This is a genomic window from Halomonas faecis (assembly GCF_010993975.1).
Classification (GTDB): Bacteria; Pseudomonadota; Gammaproteobacteria; order Pseudomonadales; family Halomonadaceae; genus Halomonas; species Halomonas faecis.
Map to the genome: position 1 here is coordinate 89011 of NZ_JAACZO010000002.1, position 15396 is coordinate 104406.

Annotated in this window: 16 protein-coding genes and 2 tRNA genes; 13 read left to right on the forward strand and 5 right to left on the reverse strand. The window is 62.2% G+C overall.

The features are described from left to right. Positions 1-145: 145 nt before the first annotated feature. Positions 146-904 carry a DeoR/GlpR family transcriptional regulator gene (locus GFD32_RS01325; protein WP_163574566.1) on the reverse strand — a complete coding sequence of 253 codons (759 nt, stop codon included), beginning with the start codon at positions 902-904 and terminating at the stop codon, positions 146-148. A gap of 146 nt (positions 905-1050) precedes the next feature. Here GFD32_RS01325 and glpK point away from each other — a divergent pair, with 146 nt between their 5' ends. The 3 genes from glpK (at position 1051) to GFD32_RS01340 (ending at position 2816) form a co-directional block, all read left to right on the forward strand. Beyond that, positions 1051-2538: a glycerol kinase GlpK gene (glpK, locus tag GFD32_RS01330; protein ID WP_163574568.1), complete on the forward strand. Its 1488-nt coding sequence runs from the start codon at positions 1051-1053 to the stop codon at positions 2536-2538. 98 nt (positions 2539-2636) lie between these two features. Continuing rightward, positions 2637-2713 (forward strand) — tRNA-Val (locus GFD32_RS01335). A 26-nt stretch (positions 2714-2739) separates the two neighbouring features. Beyond that, a tRNA-Val gene (locus GFD32_RS01340) sits at positions 2740-2816 on the forward strand. A 62-nt stretch (positions 2817-2878) separates the two neighbouring features. Here GFD32_RS01340 and GFD32_RS01345 read toward each other — a convergent pair. The 4 genes from GFD32_RS01345 to GFD32_RS01360 all read right to left on the reverse strand — a co-directional run bounded on the left by GFD32_RS01345 (position 2879) and on the right by GFD32_RS01360 (position 6130). After that, positions 2879-3337 (reverse strand): GAF domain-containing protein, encoded by a 459-nt coding sequence (locus GFD32_RS01345; protein WP_163574570.1) that lies wholly within the window; start codon positions 3335-3337, stop codon positions 2879-2881. Between the two features lie 204 nt (positions 3338-3541). Beyond that, entirely contained in the window at positions 3542-4336 is a 795-nt protein-coding gene (locus GFD32_RS01350) for a MetQ/NlpA family ABC transporter substrate-binding protein (RefSeq protein WP_163574572.1), read from the reverse strand. A gap of 92 nt (positions 4337-4428) precedes the next feature. Further along, positions 4429-5082, reverse strand: a complete 654-nt coding sequence (locus GFD32_RS01355; RefSeq protein WP_163574574.1) for a methionine ABC transporter permease — start codon at positions 5080-5082, stop codon at positions 4429-4431. Next, complete coding sequence (locus GFD32_RS01360) at positions 5063-6130, reverse strand: methionine ABC transporter ATP-binding protein (RefSeq protein WP_163574575.1); 1068 nt, start codon at positions 6128-6130, stop codon at positions 5063-5065. The genes GFD32_RS01355 and GFD32_RS01360 overlap by 20 nt, the downstream gene beginning before the upstream one ends. 396 nt (positions 6131-6526) lie before the next feature. On the opposite strand from GFD32_RS01360, the gene GFD32_RS01365 reads away from it, so the two are divergent. The 10 genes from GFD32_RS01365 to GFD32_RS01410 all read left to right on the forward strand — a co-directional run bounded on the left by GFD32_RS01365 (position 6527) and on the right by GFD32_RS01410 (position 15386). Continuing rightward, the gene (locus GFD32_RS01365; RefSeq protein ID WP_163574577.1) at positions 6527-7159 is read left to right on the forward strand and encodes a riboflavin synthase subunit alpha; all 633 of its coding nucleotides are present in this window, start codon (positions 6527-6529) and stop codon (positions 7157-7159) included. 188 nt (positions 7160-7347) lie between these two features. Further along, on the forward strand, positions 7348-8652 hold the full coding sequence (locus tag GFD32_RS01370; RefSeq protein WP_163574579.1) for an NCS2 family permease: 1305 nt from the start codon (positions 7348-7350) through the stop codon (positions 8650-8652). Positions 8653-8674: 22 nt separating this feature from the next. Next, positions 8675-9220: an adenine phosphoribosyltransferase gene (locus GFD32_RS01375; RefSeq protein ID WP_163574581.1), complete on the forward strand. Its 546-nt coding sequence runs from the start codon at positions 8675-8677 to the stop codon at positions 9218-9220. 7 nt (positions 9221-9227) lie between these two features. After that, positions 9228-9707 carry a xanthine phosphoribosyltransferase gene (gpt, locus tag GFD32_RS01380; RefSeq protein WP_089685405.1) on the forward strand — a complete coding sequence of 160 codons (480 nt, stop codon included), beginning with the start codon at positions 9228-9230 and terminating at the stop codon, positions 9705-9707. Positions 9708-9710: 3 nt separating this feature from the next. Beyond that, the gene (gene ung, locus GFD32_RS01385; protein ID WP_163574583.1) at positions 9711-10406 is read left to right on the forward strand and encodes a uracil-DNA glycosylase; all 696 of its coding nucleotides are present in this window, start codon (positions 9711-9713) and stop codon (positions 10404-10406) included. 97 nt (positions 10407-10503) lie between these two features. Continuing rightward, positions 10504-11133, forward strand: a complete 630-nt coding sequence (gene upp, locus GFD32_RS01390) for a uracil phosphoribosyltransferase (RefSeq protein WP_163574585.1) — start codon at positions 10504-10506, stop codon at positions 11131-11133. A gap of 290 nt (positions 11134-11423) precedes the next feature. Continuing rightward, positions 11424-12512, forward strand: coding sequence for an ABC transporter ATP-binding protein (locus tag GFD32_RS01395; protein WP_163574587.1), 1089 nt, complete (start codon positions 11424-11426; stop codon positions 12510-12512). A 1-nt stretch (position 12513) separates the two neighbouring features. Beyond that, entirely contained in the window at positions 12514-13614 is a 1101-nt protein-coding gene (locus GFD32_RS01400) for an ABC transporter ATP-binding protein (protein ID WP_163574589.1), read from the forward strand. Next, a complete protein-coding gene (locus GFD32_RS01405) occupies positions 13607-14491 on the forward strand; it encodes a carbohydrate ABC transporter permease (protein ID WP_163574591.1) in 885 nt (294 codons plus the stop codon). The genes GFD32_RS01400 and GFD32_RS01405 overlap by 8 nt, the downstream gene beginning before the upstream one ends. Before the next feature lies 1 nt (position 14492). Next, positions 14493-15386, forward strand: a complete 894-nt coding sequence (locus tag GFD32_RS01410) for a carbohydrate ABC transporter permease (RefSeq protein WP_240455507.1) — start codon at positions 14493-14495, stop codon at positions 15384-15386. Positions 15387-15396: the final 10 nt, after the last annotated feature.

Below are 15396 nucleotides of genomic sequence, written 5' to 3' on the forward strand. Positions count from 1 at the left end.
CCCGAAACGGGCAGGCAGTGGATCGGAATCGATATGTTTGAAAACGAAAGTAGACGATAAAAAAGCGAACATCAAGCGGCAAAGCTACGCCCTGGCTAGATGCCTGGGGCGTGAACCGGGGGGTAGTCGGGCGTGTCGGAGAGGGTCAGGCGAGGTGCAAGGCGACGTCGTGCTGCTGCAGCAGGCGAAAGATGGCTTCGGGTGGCTCGCGGTCGGTGAACAGGGCATCCAACTGGGCGAGATTGCCTTGACGTACCACCGGGTTGCGCTGGAACTTGGAGTGGTCCGTGGCCAGGAAAACCTGTCGGGAGTTGCGGATGATGGCCTGTGCAACGCGCACTTCCTGATAGTCGAACTCGAGCAGCGAGCCATCCTCGTCGATGCCGCTGATGCCGATGATACCGAAATCCACTTTGAACTGGTTGATGAAGTCGATGGTGGCTTCCCCGATGATGCCGCCGTCCCGGGTGCGCACCTGGCCGCCGGCGACGATGACGTTGAAGTCCTCCTTGTGCTGGAGGATGGCCGCCACGTTCAGGTTGTTGGTGATGATCTCCAGTCCCTGATGATCGAGCAGGGCTTCGGCGATCACTTCGTTGCTGGTACCGATGTTGATAAACAGTGAAGCCTGGTCGGGGATGTGCCGGGCCACCAGGGCGGCGATGCGTTGCTTGGCATCCAAGTTGAGCGTCTTGCGCGTGGAATAGGCGGTGTTGACGGTGCTCGACTCAAGGCCGGCACCGCCGTGGACACGGCGAATCAGTCCTTCGGCGGACAACGCGTTGAGGTCGCGGCGGATGGTCTGCGGCGTGACCGTGAAGTGTTCGGTGAGCTGTTCGATGCTGGCATAGCCTTGACGACGCACCAACGCGATGATGGCGTCCTGGCGTTGTTGCTGATTCATGACGTCTCCCTGTGATTGGCGCCAGTGTAGGTGATACGCGAGGGGCAAGCAGCTCTCGAGCGATCGCTGCGACCATCGTCGTAGAGAATTCCGAACATTTTGCCGTACCCTGAATGATTATAAACGAACATGACGACAGGATCCCCATGGCCGACTATCTGCTAGCCATCGATCAGGGCACCACCAGCTCCCGCGCCATCCTGTTCGATAGGTACGGGAACGGCGTGGCTACCGCTCAGCGCGAGTTCAGCCAACACTATCCGCAAGACGGCTGGGTGGAGCACGATCCCGAGGCGATCTGGGAGAGCGTGGTGGCGACCTGCCGCGAGGTTCTCGAGCTTGCCGATGTCGATGCGGCCGCCGTGGCGGGTATCGGCATCACCAATCAACGCGAAACCACGCTGTTGTGGGACCGCACTACCGGCAAGCCGCTCTACAACGCCATCGTCTGGCAGGACCGGCGGACCGCGGAGAACTGTCGGGCGATGCGCGAGGCAGGCCATCTGGAAGACGTGCAGTCCCGCACCGGGCTGCTGATCGATCCCTATTTCTCGGCCACCAAGCTGGTCTGGTTGCTCGACAACGTGGCAGGGGCCCGTGAGCGTGCCGAACGTGGTGAGCTCGCCTTCGGTACGGTCGATACCTTCCTCATCTGGCGGCTTACCGGAGGGCGTGTGCATGCTACCGATGCCACCAATGCCTCGCGTACTGCCCTGTTCAACATCCATGAGCAGCATTGGGACCCGCAACTGCTGGCACTGTTCGACATTCCGGAGTCGCTGCTGCCCGATGTCAAGGATTCCAGTGACGACTTCGGCACCGTTGAGCCGCACTGGCTGGGAGGAGAGTTGCCCATTGCCGGCGTGGCGGGCGATCAGCAGGCGGCGCTGTTCGGTCAGGCCTGCTTTACTCCCGGCATGGGCAAGAGTACCTATGGCACCGGCTGTTTCATGATCGTCAATACGGGTGACAAGGCCGAACGCTCGCGCAACCGGTTGTTGACCACCGTCGCCTATCGCCTGAATGGCAAGCCCACCTACGCCATCGAAGGCAGCATCTTCGTTGCCGGGGCCACGGTACAGTGGCTGCGAGACGGGCTGCAGCTGTTCCGCGATGCCGCCGAGACGGAGGCCTTGGCGCGACAGACGCGCAGCGGCCACAGCGTCTATCTGGTGCCGGCTTTCACCGGCTTGGGCGCGCCACATTGGGATCCTCAGGCGCGAGGTGCCATCTTCGGCCTGACGCGGGATACCGGCATCGCCGAGATCGTTGCTGCCGGCTTGCAGGCGGTTTGCTACCAGACCCGCGACCTACAGGCGTGCATGAGCGACGACATGGACGCGAGGCCCGCTACCCTGCGTGTGGATGGTGGCATGGTGGCCAACAACTGGGTGATGCAGTTCCTGTCCGACATGCTCGGTGTGGGCGTGGATCGCCCGACGGTGTTGGAAACCACGGCACTGGGGGCGGCCTACCTGGCCGGTTTGCGTCTGGGGTGGTACCGCGATCTCGATGAGATCGCCGCGCTCTGGCAGTGCGAGAGGCGCTTCACGCCGCAGATGGAGGAGGGTGAGCGTGAACGGCTCTATGCTGGCTGGCAGGAGGCGGTGGAGCGGGTCAAAAGCGAGCGCTAGAGGCTTGCAAAATCCAGCGCAATCGGTAGTATGTGCATCCGTTGCCGCGGCGGTGAAGCCGTCGGGGCAGATTCGAGCGAATCGAGATGGCACTAGACAGGACCATAGCTCAGTTGGTTAGAGCGCCACGTTGACATCGTGGAGGTCGGCGGTTCAAATCCGCCTGGTCCTACCAGACTTGCGATATCGCTACCGACATTCAGGACCATAGCTCAGTTGGTTAGAGCGCCACGTTGACATCGTGGAGGTCGGCGGTTCAAATCCGCCTGGTCCTACCAGATTTCCGAAACGCCCCGCAGCCTCGAACTGACTGACAGTTCGCCGGCTATGGGGCGTTTCGCTATGTGAGATCGCTGCTTGCGACGAACACGGCCGTCAGGCGCTCGATGCCGGTCTGGTCTGCCTCGTTGAAGCGGTGTTTTAGGGGGCTATCCAGGTCGAGTACGCCCCACAGGCGGTTGGCGGTGACGATCGGAACCACCAGTTCGGCACTGGAGGCCGCATCGCAGGCGATATGATCGGCTACGGCGTGGACGTCGTCGATGCGCTGCGTTTGTCGCGAGCGTGCCGCTGCGCCGCATACCCCCTTGTCGAAGGGAATGGGATGGCAGGCCGGCTTGCCCTGGAAAGGGCCGAGCGAGAGCAGTTCGGGTTGGCGCTGCAGGTAGAAACCGACCCAGTTGAGGTCGGGAACTGCCTGCATGAGGAAGGCGCTGGTCTGGGCGCTGTTGGTGAGCCAGTCGCGCGTGTCGAGCAGCGCCTCGAGCTGGCGGGCGAGCAGGTCGTAGTCAGGTGTCATCTCGGCTCCTCGAACGCGCAGGGCCGGCACTGTGGCCGGCCCAAAGATTACACGCATCGTTGTGTCTCTCGGGGCTGATCCGTTGGCAAGCCTGCGAGGAGGCGCTGTCAATACTTCCCTGTACGCGACCGATTCCTTCCCTGGAATCGGACCTCCTCTGCGGCTTGCCTCCGGCGCCCCTCGTGGCGAGCAATCGGGCTGCAGTTACTTCCAGCCGGGAACTGCCTGTGCTCCAAACAGCTCCTCGGCCTTGGCCTCGACCGCTTCGGTCTGATAGGCATCGACCAGCTGCTGGATGGCTTCGCGATCCTCATCGCCGCCGCGCACGGCGATCAGGTTGACGTAGGGCGATTCCGGACCTTCCTTGATCAGGGCGTCGTCCAGGGTCAGGCCGGCGGGTTGGGCGAAGGTGTTGTTGATGAAGGCCATGTCCACGTCGGGCAGGACGCGCGGCAGCTGGGCGGCCTCGATCTCACGGAATTCGTAGTCGTTGGGGTTGGCCACGATATCCAGGGGCGTGGCTTCCAGGTTCTCCGGGTCGTCCAGCTCGATGAGCCCCTGGTTGTGCATCAGGATCAGCGCACGACCTTCGTTGGAGGGGTCGTTGGGTAGCGCGATGGTGGCACCGTTCGGCAGTGCGTCGATGCTGTCATGCTTCTCGGAGTAGGCGCCGATGGGGTAGACGAAGGTGTAGCCGGCCACTGCGAAGTCGTAGCCGCGATCCTCGACCATGGAGCGCATGTAGGGCTCGTGCTGGTAGGCGTTGGCATCGAGGCTGCCGTCGGCCAGGGCCGCGTTGGGGGTGACGTAGTCGGTGAACTCGATGATTTCCACCGTTAGACCGTATTCGCGTTCGGCGATCTCGGCAGCGACTTCCATCACCTCGGTCTCGGGACCGGCCACGGTGCCGACTTTGATGCCGTGCTCGTCGGCCAGGGCGGCACCGGCGCCCAGTGCCAGACTGGAAGCCAGCAGGGAATTCAGCAGTGTCTTGCGCATGTGTCGTAACCTCCTGTGATGATGATCCGATAATAACGGAATAAAAAGCACAAATTAAATAGCCAAAAGCTATTAATCAAGAGATTCCCTCTTCATTTGTGGTCGCTCTTGCGGACCAGATAATCCCCCAGGCTCTGGAAACCCTGCACCATCACCACCAGGATCGCTACGGTGATGAGCATGATGGTGGGGTTGAAGCGGTTGTAGCCGTAGCGGATGCCCAAGTCGCCCAGACCGCCGCCACCCACGGCGCCTGCCATGGCCGAGTAGCTCACCAGCGTCACCACCGTCACGGTCAATGCCGTGAAGATGCCGCCGCGTGCTTCGGGCAGCAGCACCTTGAAGATGATCTGCCAGGGGGTTGCCCCCATGGATTGTGCCGCTTCGACCAGGCCGGGGTTGATCTCGTTGAGCGCCCCCTCCACCAGACGGGCGATGAACGGAATGGCGGCGATGGTCAGCGGGACGGCGGCGGCATTGGTGCCGATGGAGGTGCCGACCAGCATCCGCGTGAAGGGAATGATCGCCACCATCAGAATGATGAAGGGGATCGAGCGACCGATGTTGGTGATCACGCCGAGCACGACATTGCTCACCGGCTGTGCCAGCACCTGGCCGGGGCGCGTCACATAGAGCAGCACTCCCAGCGGGATGCCGACCAGGGCGGCGATCACCCCGGAAATGGCCACCATGTACAGGGTGTCTAGGGTGGCCTGGAAGATCAGGTCAATCATTGCGCTGGACATGGCCGAGCACCTCCACGTGCAGATCATGGGATTCGAGGTAGTCGAGGGCCTCGCGGGTCTTGTCCGGTGTGCCCATCAGTTCGGCGATCATCAGCCCCAGGGTGCGTTCCTGTATGGATTCCACCTTGGCCTGGAGAATGCTGACATCGACGCTGCACTCCCTTGCCAGTCGAGAAATCAGGGGGGTGGAGACGGCATCGCCGGAGAAGGCCAGGCGCACCACCGGGTGGTTGTTCCGGCTGGGGGTGTCTTCGAGGCGGTCGATCAGGGCGCGCGGCGGTTCGAGCTTGAGGAAATCGTTGAGGAAATCGCGACCTAACCGGGTTTGCGGCGCCGTGAAGAAATCCCCCACCTCGGCTTCTTCCACCAGTTCGCCGTCGGAGATCAGGCTCACCCGGTGACAGATCGACTTGACCACTTCCATCTCGTGAGTGATCAGCAGGATGGTCAGTCCCAGCTTGTGATTGATGTCGCGCAGCAGTGCCAGTATCGAAGCGGTGGTCTGTGGGTCCAGGGCGGACGTCGCCTCGTCGCACAGCAGCACCTTGGGGCGGCTGGCCAGTGCCCGGGCGATGGCCACTCGCTGTTTCTGACCGCCCGAGAGCTGGGCCGGGTATTGAGAAGCCTTGTCGTCGAGGCCCACCAGCTCCAGCAGGGGAGTGACGCGCTCGCGGATCGCGCTGCGCGGCATGCCCATCAGTTCCAGGGGCAGCGCCACGTTGGCGAACACGGTGCGATTGGTCAGCAGATTGAAGTGCTGAAAGATCATGCCGATGCCGTGGCGCGCCTCGTTGAGCGCTGGTCCCGACAGGGCGGTGAGCTCCTGGCCATTGACGGTCACGGTGCCGGTGGTGGGACGCTCGAGCAGGTTGACGCAGCGGATCAGGGTGGACTTACCGGCGCCGGAGAGGCCGATGACGCCATGGATCCGTCCCGCTGGAACATGGAAGTCGATGTGCTTCAGGGCCTGGATCGTTCGCGGAGAGCCGTTATCATCGCGACGCCCCTTGAGCGTATAGGTCTTGGAAACGTTGTGGAGTCGAATCATGAGTGCCACCGCAGGTGGGCGCCGGGCGGGCGAGTGCGGCGGGCGAAAAAAGGCCACCCTGTCGGGTGGCCATCAACGCTGGACACACCCTTTTAGCTGCACTTCACACCGAGGCGAACCTCGGCGCAGGCGCCCGCAATCCGGGTACAAATCGGCGCCAAAATGTAGCGAAAAATGCTAAGACAAAAGGCTGAAGCTGTCAACGACCGCTGGGTTAGATTGGTGGCGGTCTGCATCACGGCAGGAAAAAAAACCATTGATTGGTGTTAAAACGACGAAATGCTCCATGGCTGTGAGGATGGGATGTCCTGGTGGATGGACGCCGGAGCCACGACTTTCTACACTGCGCCTCTCGTTTTCATCTTCCCGTACCCGGGAGCAGCGTGAGGATTGCCCATGTTCACAGGCATCGTGCAGGGAATGGCGGAAGTGGTTGCCGTCCAGGAGGCCGAGGCGTTTCGCACGCATGTGGTGGTGTTGCCGCAAGCGCTGCGCGAAGGGCTCGAGACCGGCGCGTCGGTGGCTCACAATGGCGTCTGCCTGACGGTGACCGCCATCGAGGGTGAGCGGGTCAGTTTCGATCTGATGCGCGAGACGCTGGCGGTGACCAACCTTGGTGCGCTGGCGGTGGGCGATCGCGTCAATGTCGAGCGTGCGGCGAGGTTCGGCGACGAGATCGGCGGTCATGCGATGTCGGGCCACGTCATGGCAATGGCAGACGTGGTGGAGCTCGACGAGGCGCCCAACAATCGCCGGCTGTGGTTCGAGCTTCCGGAGGCGTTGGCGCGGTTCGTGTTCGTCAAGGGCTACATCGGGGTCGACGGGATCAGCTTGACCGTCGGGGCGGTACGTCCGGGGCAGGGCGGACAGGGCGCGCGCTTTGCCGTCGACCTGATTCCCGAGACGCTGTCCCGTACTACGCTGGGCGAGCGCGTGCCCGGTGCGCGCGTCAACGTCGAGATCGATCCGCAGACTCAGGCCATCGTCGAGACGGTGGAGCGCGTACTGGCGTCGCGGTCGTCTGACTGAAACATCCGTCGCGCCTGCGTTGGTTGCCGAGCTGGCGTATGGCCCACACTTTGCTTATACAGAGCGAACCGTGCCGCCACGGGTGACCCTGATCCAGTCGCCTCGCATCGCGAGGCCCCTTTGGGTACCATGAGCGGCTTTTCTCGCACCCTGGTCGATGACCAGCCTTAGCGCGCAGGAATGCCACCATGCTGAATCGCCTGATCGACAACCAGTTCAAGCTCACCGAGCACAATACCAGTGTGAAGACCGAGGTCATCGCCGGGATCACCACGTTCCTGACCATGGCCTACATCATCTTCGTCAACCCGAGCATCCTGTCCCAGACCGGCATGGATTCGGGGGCCGTCTTCGTCGCCACCTGTCTGGCAGCGGCCTTCGGCTGTTTGATCATGGGGCTGTGGGCCAATTACCCGATCGCCCAGGCGCCGGGCATGGGGCTCAATGCTTTCTTCACCTATGGTGTGGTGATGGGCATGGGTTACAGCTGGGAGGCGGCGCTGGGCGCCGTGTTCTTTTCCGGTTTCATCTTCTTTCTGCTCAGCGTGTTCAAGGTGCGTGAGTGGATCATTCATTCCATTCCGCTCTCCCTGCGGCTGGGCATCGCCGCCGGCATCGGCCTTTTCCTGGCGATGATCGCACTGCAGAACGCCGGGATCGTGGTGGCCAACGATGCCACTTTCGTGGCGCTGGGCGACCTCTCGGAGCCGGCCGCCATCTATGCGCTTCTGGGCTTCTTCGCCATCACGGCCATGGCCTACCTCAAGGTCACCGGCGCGGTGATGATCGGCATATTGGCCATCAGCGTGCTGGGGATGCTGCTGGGCCACAACGAGTTCGGTGGCCTGATGTCCATGCCGCCTTCCATCGCTCCCACCTTCATGGCGCTGGATCTCACCGGGGCACTGGACGTCGCCATGCTCAGCGTCATCTTCGCCTTTCTGTTCGTCGATCTCTTCGATACGTCAGGCACCCTGGTGGGCGTCGCCCAGCGTGGCGGTCTGCTCGACAAGGACGGCAAGCTGCCGCGACTCAATCGTGCCATGATGTCCGATAGCAGTGCCTCCATGGCTGGCGCACTGCTGGGCACCTCGACCACGACCAGCTACATCGAGTCGGCGTCGGGCATCGCCTCCGGCGGGCGTACCGGTCTGACTGCCGTGGTGGTGGCGATCCTCTTCCTGGTGAGCTTGTTCTTCGCGCCGCTGGCCGGATCCATACCTGCCTATGCCACCGCCGGAGCCTTGCTTTACGTGGCGGTGCTGATGGCCGGCAGCCTGGCCCACGCCAACTGGGAAGATCCTACCGACGCGGCTCCGGTACTGATTGCCGCCCTGGCCATGCCGCTGACCTTTTCCATTGCCGAGGGCATTGCCCTGGGCTTCATCAGTTATGCAGCGATCAAGGCACTCTCCGGGCGCTTCCGCGACCTCAATCCCGCCGTGGTCGTGCTGGCGGTGCTGTTCGTGCTGAAATTCCTGTTCCTTGATTGATCACCCATCACCGAGACCTGCGATGAGCATCTACGGCGACTACATCAAGTCCGTGATTCGAACCGTCCCCGACTGGCCTCAGCCGGGGGTCAATTTTCGCGACATCACGCCACTGCTTCAGAACAGTGCGGCGTTTCGCAAGCTGATCGACAGCTTCGTGCACCGTTACCAGGAAATGGAGATCGATGCCGTTGCCGCCATCGACGCCCGCGGCTTCATCATCGGGGCGCCGCTGGCCTACGAGCTGGGCTGCAGCTTCGTGCCGGTGCGCAAGAAGGGCAAGCTGCCGTTTCGCACCATCAGCGAAACCTATACCCTGGAATACGGCGAGGCCGAGGTGGAACTGCATTCCGACGCCTTTCGCGAAGGGGATCGAATCCTGGTCGTCGATGATCTCATCGCTACTGGAGGAACCATGATGGCAGCGGCCAAGCTGATCAGCCGGAGCGGCGGTCAGGTGGTGGAAACCGCCACCATCATCGACCTGCCCGATATCGGTGGGTCGCAGAAGATTCGCGAGGCCGGTTTCGGCGTCTTCGCCGTCTGTTCCTTCACCGAGGATGAGTGACGCCGCCATGAGTACCCACCGCTATCACCAGCACTTCACCGTCTCCTGGGATCAGCTGCACCGCGACGTGCGTGAGCTGTGTCACCGGCTGATCGAACGCGATTTCGACGGCATCGTGGCGATCACCCGCGGGGGGCTGATTCCAGCGGCGCTCATTGCCCGCGAGCTCAATGTGCGTCTGATCGATACCGTGTGCATCAAGAGCTACGATCACATGGATCAGGGCGGCCTGCAGGTGCTCAAGGGCATCGATCATGACGGCGAGGGCTGGCTGCTTGTCGACGACCTGGTGGACACCGGCAAGACGGCGCGCAAGGTGCGCGAGATGCTGCCCAAGGCGCATTTCGTCACCGTCTACGCCAAGCCCGAAGGCAAACCCCTGGTGGACCAGTACCTCACCGAAGTGGCTCAGGACTGCTGGATCCAGTTTCCCTGGGACATGGGGGTGGCCTACGTGGAGCCCCTGGCCGACCAAGTCAAGCGCTGAACGATGAGCATGCCGCTTCCCGACAGCTGGCAGCAGTGGCTGGGGGCCGAGTTCCAGACTCCCTACATGCAGTCGCTGCGCGATTTCCTGGCCGCCGAGAAGGCGGCCAGGAAGGTGATCTATCCTCACTCCTCCCACTGGTTTCGCGCTTTCGAGCTCACGCCCCTCGATCGGGTCAAGGTCGTGATCCTCGGCCAGGATCCCTATCACGGCCCCGGCCAGGCCCATGGCCTGTGCTTTTCGGTGCGCCCGGGCGTGGCGATCCCTCCGTCGCTGGTCAACATCTACAAGGAGCTGGCCGCCGATGTCGGCTTCAAGCCGGTGGGCCACGGTTGCCTGGAGCACTGGGCGCGCCAGGGCGTGCTGCTGCTCAACACCTCGCTGACCGTGGAGCGGGGCAACGCCGGCGCGCATCGCGGCAAGGGCTGGGAGACCTTCACTGACCGGGCCATCGAGACCGTCAACGCTCATGCCGAGCCGTCGGTGTTCCTGTTGTGGGGCAGCCATGCCCGCCAGAAGAAGGCGCTGGTGGATACGTCCCGCCATCTGGTGTTGGAGTCGCCGCATCCCTCGCCGTTATCCGCTCATCGCGGCTTCTTCGGCAATCATCACTTTTCGCGAGCCAATGCATTCCTCGAGCAGCACGGTCGCGAACCCGTCGACTGGCAGCTGCCGGAAGATCCCGGCTACGCGCCTTAACCTCAACGGGGGATGCGGGTAGAATGGCGCGCAATTTGTCGGTGCCGTCCATCCGACGAAGGTCGTTCCTGCCCACTCCGTCGTAATGAGGTCACCCATGAGCGTACACGCCATCCAGCACCCCTTGGTCCAGCACAAGTTGGGACTGATGCGCGAAGCCGGCATCAGCACCAAGAGCTTTCGCGAGTTGGCCGGCGAGGTGGCCAAGCTGTTGACCTACGAGGCGACCCAGGATCTGGAACTCCAGACCCAGGATATCGATGGCTGGAGCGGTGAGAAAATTCCCGTGCAGCTGCTCAAAGGCAAGAAGGTCACCATCGTGCCGATTCTACGCGCCGGTCTCGGCATGCTCGACGGGGTTACCGACCTGATACCCAGTGCGCGCATCAGCGTGGTGGGGCTCTATCGCGACGAAGAGACGCTGGAGCCGGTTCCCTACTTCGCCAAGTTCGCCAACGATCTCGACGAGCGCCTGGCCATCGTCATCGATCCCATGCTGGCTACCGGTGGCACCATGGTCGCGACCCTCGACATGCTGCGCGAGCGCGGCTGCCAGCACATGAAGGTGATCGTGCTGGTAGCGGCGCCCGAGGGCATCAAGCGCGTTCAGGATGCCTACCCCGATATCGAGATCTATACGGCCGGGGTGGACGATCATCTCGATGAGAACGGCTACATCGTGCCGGGGCTGGGCGATGCGGGGGACAAGATCTTCGGCACTCGCTGACGGCTCTATGCCTGACGGCTCTCTCGGCGGCTCGTGTTCATCCGTGAATACGAGCCGCCGTTTTTTTACGGCATTGAGCGGTTTCGATACTGCGCTGCGATCTGCAGCTAAAGTATAATCGATATTTTATTGCTTTTTATTCAGTGGATTACCGCTCATTAGGCGGATCTGGATAGCCGATCTCGTATTTTCGTTAAGCAACATGCGTGTCAAGGAATCGCGCCTGATCTATGCTGGCTGGACGTCGATTCTGATCGTCGCATCACCATAACGAACAATCGAGATCCGTCATGTCACTCACTCTGGAAGACATCGACCTCAGCGTCGGAGGCGAGCCCTATATCTCGGGCGTCAGCCTGGAACTGCAGCCCGGTTCTTTCAACGTTCTGCTCGGGCGCACCCTGGCCGGCAAGACCACACTGATGCGGCTGATGGCGGGCCTAGACAGCCCGAGCGGCGGGCGGGTGCTAATGAACGGCCAAGACGTCACCGGCGTATCGGTGCGCCACCGCAACGTTTCCATGGTCTACCAGCAGTTCATCAACTACCCCTCCTTGAGCGTCTACGACAACATCGCTTCGCCGCTGAAGCTGGCCGGCGTCGCACGGCGCGAGATCGACCGTCGCGTTCGTGAAACCGCCGAAATGTTGCATATCGAACATTTGCTGGAGCGTCTGCCTCTGGAGCTCTCCGGTGGACAGCAGCAGCGCACCGCCATGGGCCGGGCGCTGGTCAAGGACGCCGACATCGTGCTCTTCGACGAGCCGCTGGTGAACCTCGACTACAAGCTGCGCGAGGAGTTTCGCGAGGAACTGCGGGCGCTGTTCAACGAGCGCCACTGCATCGCCGTCTACGCCACCACCGAGCCATCCGAGGCACTGGCCCTCGGCGGTCATACGGCGGTGCTCCACGAAGGCCGGTTACTGCAGTATGGCCGCAGCGAGGACGTTTACCATCGGCCGCTCACGCTGCAGACCGCAGAGCTGTTTTCCGAGCCGCCGATCAACGTGCTGCACGGCATCGTGTCCGGCAACGAGGTGACTTTCGACCGTCAGGTGCACTTCCCCTTGAGCGACGAGCTGAGCCGGCTGATGCCGGGAGAGTACCGTTTCGGCGTGCGTCCGGCCCATGTTTCGCTGACGCGCCGTGCCGACGACGACATCGAGGTGACCATGGCGGTCGACATGGCTGAGATCAGCGGCTCGGAAACCTTTCTTCACGTGGCTGACGAGCGCTTCCATCTCACCGTGCATCTCGAGGGGGTGCACGAGTTCGAGCCTGGCCAGACGGTGACGCTCTACATCCCCGCTCACAAGGTCTATGCCTTCGATCGGCAGGGTGCCGTGGTGCATATCCCGGTTCATGCGGGGAGGGCTTGACATGGCGGAGATCACCTTGAAGGGGCTGGCTCATTCCTACCTGCCCGACCCCCAAAGCCCGGAAGACTACGCGATTCGCGAGATGGATCACGTCTGGCACCAGGGTGGCGCCTTCGCACTTCTGGGTCCCTCGGGGTGCGGCAAGTCGACCCTGCTCAACATCATTTCCGGCCTGCTCGAGCCCTCCGGTGGTGAGGTTCTGTTCGATGGCGAGAAGGTGAACTCGCTGTCGCCCGAGGCCCGCAACATCGCGCAGGTGTTCCAGTTCCCGGTGGTGTACGACACCATGACGGTCTACGACAATCTGGCCTTTCCGCTGCGCAACGTCGGTACCGCGGCCGGCAGGGTCCATGAGCGGGTGATGGAGGTGGCCGAAGTGCTGGAGCTGACTCCCCAGCTCAAGCGCAAGGCCAAGAACCTCACCGCCGATGAGAAGCAGAAAGTCTCCATGGGTCGCGGTCTGGTGCGTGAAGATGTCTCGGCGATTCTTTTCGATGAGCCGCTCACCGTCATCGACCCTCAACTGAAATGGAAGCTGCGCCGCAAGCTCAAGGAGATCCATCGGCGCTTCAACATCACCATGGTCTACGTGACCCATGATCAGCTCGAGGCATCCACCTTCGCTGACAAGATTGCGGTGATGTATGAGGGGCAGGTGGTCCAGTTCGGTACCCCACGCGAGCTCTTCGAGGCTCCCAACCATACTTTCGTCGGCTATTTCATCGGCAGTCCCGGCATGAACTTCCTGCCGGTGGCCATGGAAGGCGGCCGAGTGATGTGCGGCGAGGCTCCGCTGGTGGTCGGTGAAGCGTTCGAGAAAGCGCTGCAAGCGACGAGCTCTGAAAACGTCAAGCTGGGGATTCGCCCCGAGTTCGTCGAGGCCCATGCCACCGAGGTGAAAGGAGCCACGGAGGCCGAGGTGGTCGATATCCAGGATCTTGGCACCTACGCCATCCTCTCTCTGCGCCTGGGCGGGATCCTCCTCAAGGCACGCCTCGACGAGGACGAGCCGAGGCCCCGAGTTCGGGCCTGGCTGCGTTTCCCGGTCGGGCGGCTGGGGCTCTATGTCGACGAATTCCGTGTAGAGGTGCCTCATGAATAACAAGGTTTACAACAATCGGGCATGGTGGCTGATTCTGCCCATGCTGCTGCTGGTGGCATTCTCCGCCATCATCCCCCTGATGACGGTGGTCAACTACTCCGTCCAGGATGTCTTCGATGCGCATACGCGTTTCTTCACCGGCACCGAGTGGTTCCGCGAGACTCTCAACGACCCGACCTTGCAGATGGCGTTGCTGCGTCAGTTCGCTTTCTCCTTCACGGTGTTGGCCATCGAGGTACCGCTCGGCATTGGCATCGCCCTGTTGATGCCCAAACGCGGTTGGCAGGCCTCGGCGGTGCTGATACTGGTGACCATGCCGCTGCTGATTCCCTGGAACGTGGTCGGTAGCATCTGGCAGATCTTCACCCGAGGCGATATCGGCTTGATGGGCTGGAGCCTGCGGGAGCTGGGCTATGGTTACAACATCACCCGCAGCGCCACCGACGCTTGGGGCACCATCGTTCTGATGGATGTCTGGCACTGGACGCCTCTGATCGCACTGCTCAGCTACAGCGGGCTGCGCTCGATACCTGACGCGTATTACCAGGCAGCGCGCATCGATCGTGCCTCGCAGTGGGCGGTGTTTCGCTACATCCAGTTGCCGAAGCTCACCAACGTGCTGGTCATCGGCGTGCTGCTGCGGTTCATGCACTCCTTCATGATCTATGCCGAGCCCTTCGTGCTTACCGGTGGCGGGCCGGGCAGTTCCACCACCTTCCTAAGCCAGTCTCTCACCACCATGGCCATCGGCCAGCAGGATCTGGGCCCCTCGGCGGCGTTCTCGATCATCTACTTCCTGATCATCCTGCTGGTCTGCTGGGTGTTCTACACCGCGATCATGAATCTTCAGAAAGACAAGCAGGAAAGGGGGGTGTGACATGAACAGGGAACTGCCCACCACCCCGGAAGCCGTTCGCGAGCGTGCCGCCCGGGCCAACGATCGGCGCCGCCGTCGCGCACGGCCCGCCTCGCGTCAGTGGCGTCGGCGCGGTCTGATGACCGCCTATCTCGTCTTCGTGCTTCTGCCGATCTATTGGCTGCTCAACATGTCGTTCCAGGCCAACAGCGAGATCCTCGGGGCCCTGACGCTATGGCCCCAGGATTTCACCCTGGAGCACTATGCCAGGATCCTCACCCAGTCGAGCTGGTACATGGGCTACGTCAACTCCATTGCCTATGTGCTGATGAACATGCTGATCAGCATCAGTGTGGCATTGCCGGCAGCCTATGCGTTCAGCCGCTACCGGTTCATCGGCGACAAGCATCTGTTCTTCTGGCTGTTGACCAACCTGATGGCGCCGCCGGCAGTCTTCCTGCTGCCCTATTTCCAGCTCTACTACACCGTGGGCCTGTTCGATACTCATGTGGCCGTGGCGCTGGCCCACTGTCTGTTCAACATCCCCCTGGCCGTATGGATCCTCGAAGGCTTCATGAGCAGCGTGCCCAAGGAGATCGACGAGACCGCGTTCATCGACGGCTACGGCTTTCCGCGCTTCTTCGTCAGGATCTTCATTCCGATGATCAGCTCCGGCATCGGCGTGACCCTGTTCTTCCTGTTCATGTTCTCCTGGGTCGAGTTGCTGCTGGCCAGCACTCTGACCTCGACCGGTGCCCAGCCCATCGGTTCGGTGATGACCCAGACCAAGGGTGCCTCGGGCATCGACTGGGGAGCGCTCTCGGCAGCGGGAGTGCTGACCATCCTGCCCGGCATCCTGGTCGTCTACTTCGTGCGCAATCATATCGCCAAGGGCTTCGCCCTGGGCCGGACCTGAGGAGGACGCG

Coding starts and splice junctions, on each gene's coding strand:
- GFD32_RS01325 (WP_163574566.1), bottom strand. CDS start 904: ATGAATCAGCAACAACGCCAGGACGCCATCATCGCGTTGGTGCGTCGT.
- glpK (WP_163574568.1), top strand. CDS start 1,051: ATGGCCGACTATCTGCTAGCCATCGATCAGGGCACCACCAGCTCCCGC.
- GFD32_RS01345 (WP_163574570.1), bottom strand. CDS start 3,337: ATGACACCTGACTACGACCTGCTCGCCCGCCAGCTCGAGGCGCTGCTC.
- GFD32_RS01350 (WP_163574572.1), bottom strand. CDS start 4,336: ATGCGCAAGACACTGCTGAATTCCCTGCTGGCTTCCAGTCTGGCACTG.
- GFD32_RS01355 (WP_163574574.1), bottom strand. CDS start 5,082: ATGTCCAGCGCAATGATTGACCTGATCTTCCAGGCCACCCTAGACACC.
- GFD32_RS01360 (WP_163574575.1), bottom strand. CDS start 6,130: ATGATTCGACTCCACAACGTTTCCAAGACCTATACGCTCAAGGGGCGT.
- GFD32_RS01365 (WP_163574577.1), top strand. CDS start 6,527: ATGTTCACAGGCATCGTGCAGGGAATGGCGGAAGTGGTTGCCGTCCAG.
- GFD32_RS01370 (WP_163574579.1), top strand. CDS start 7,348: ATGCTGAATCGCCTGATCGACAACCAGTTCAAGCTCACCGAGCACAAT.
- GFD32_RS01375 (WP_163574581.1), top strand. CDS start 8,675: ATGAGCATCTACGGCGACTACATCAAGTCCGTGATTCGAACCGTCCCC.
- gpt (WP_089685405.1), top strand. CDS start 9,228: ATGAGTACCCACCGCTATCACCAGCACTTCACCGTCTCCTGGGATCAG.
- ung (WP_163574583.1), top strand. CDS start 9,711: ATGAGCATGCCGCTTCCCGACAGCTGGCAGCAGTGGCTGGGGGCCGAG.
- upp (WP_163574585.1), top strand. CDS start 10,504: ATGAGCGTACACGCCATCCAGCACCCCTTGGTCCAGCACAAGTTGGGA.
- GFD32_RS01395 (WP_163574587.1), top strand. CDS start 11,424: ATGTCACTCACTCTGGAAGACATCGACCTCAGCGTCGGAGGCGAGCCC.
- GFD32_RS01400 (WP_163574589.1), top strand. CDS start 12,514: ATGGCGGAGATCACCTTGAAGGGGCTGGCTCATTCCTACCTGCCCGAC.
- GFD32_RS01405 (WP_163574591.1), top strand. CDS start 13,607: ATGAATAACAAGGTTTACAACAATCGGGCATGGTGGCTGATTCTGCCC.
- GFD32_RS01410 (WP_240455507.1), top strand. CDS start 14,493: ATGAACAGGGAACTGCCCACCACCCCGGAAGCCGTTCGCGAGCGTGCC.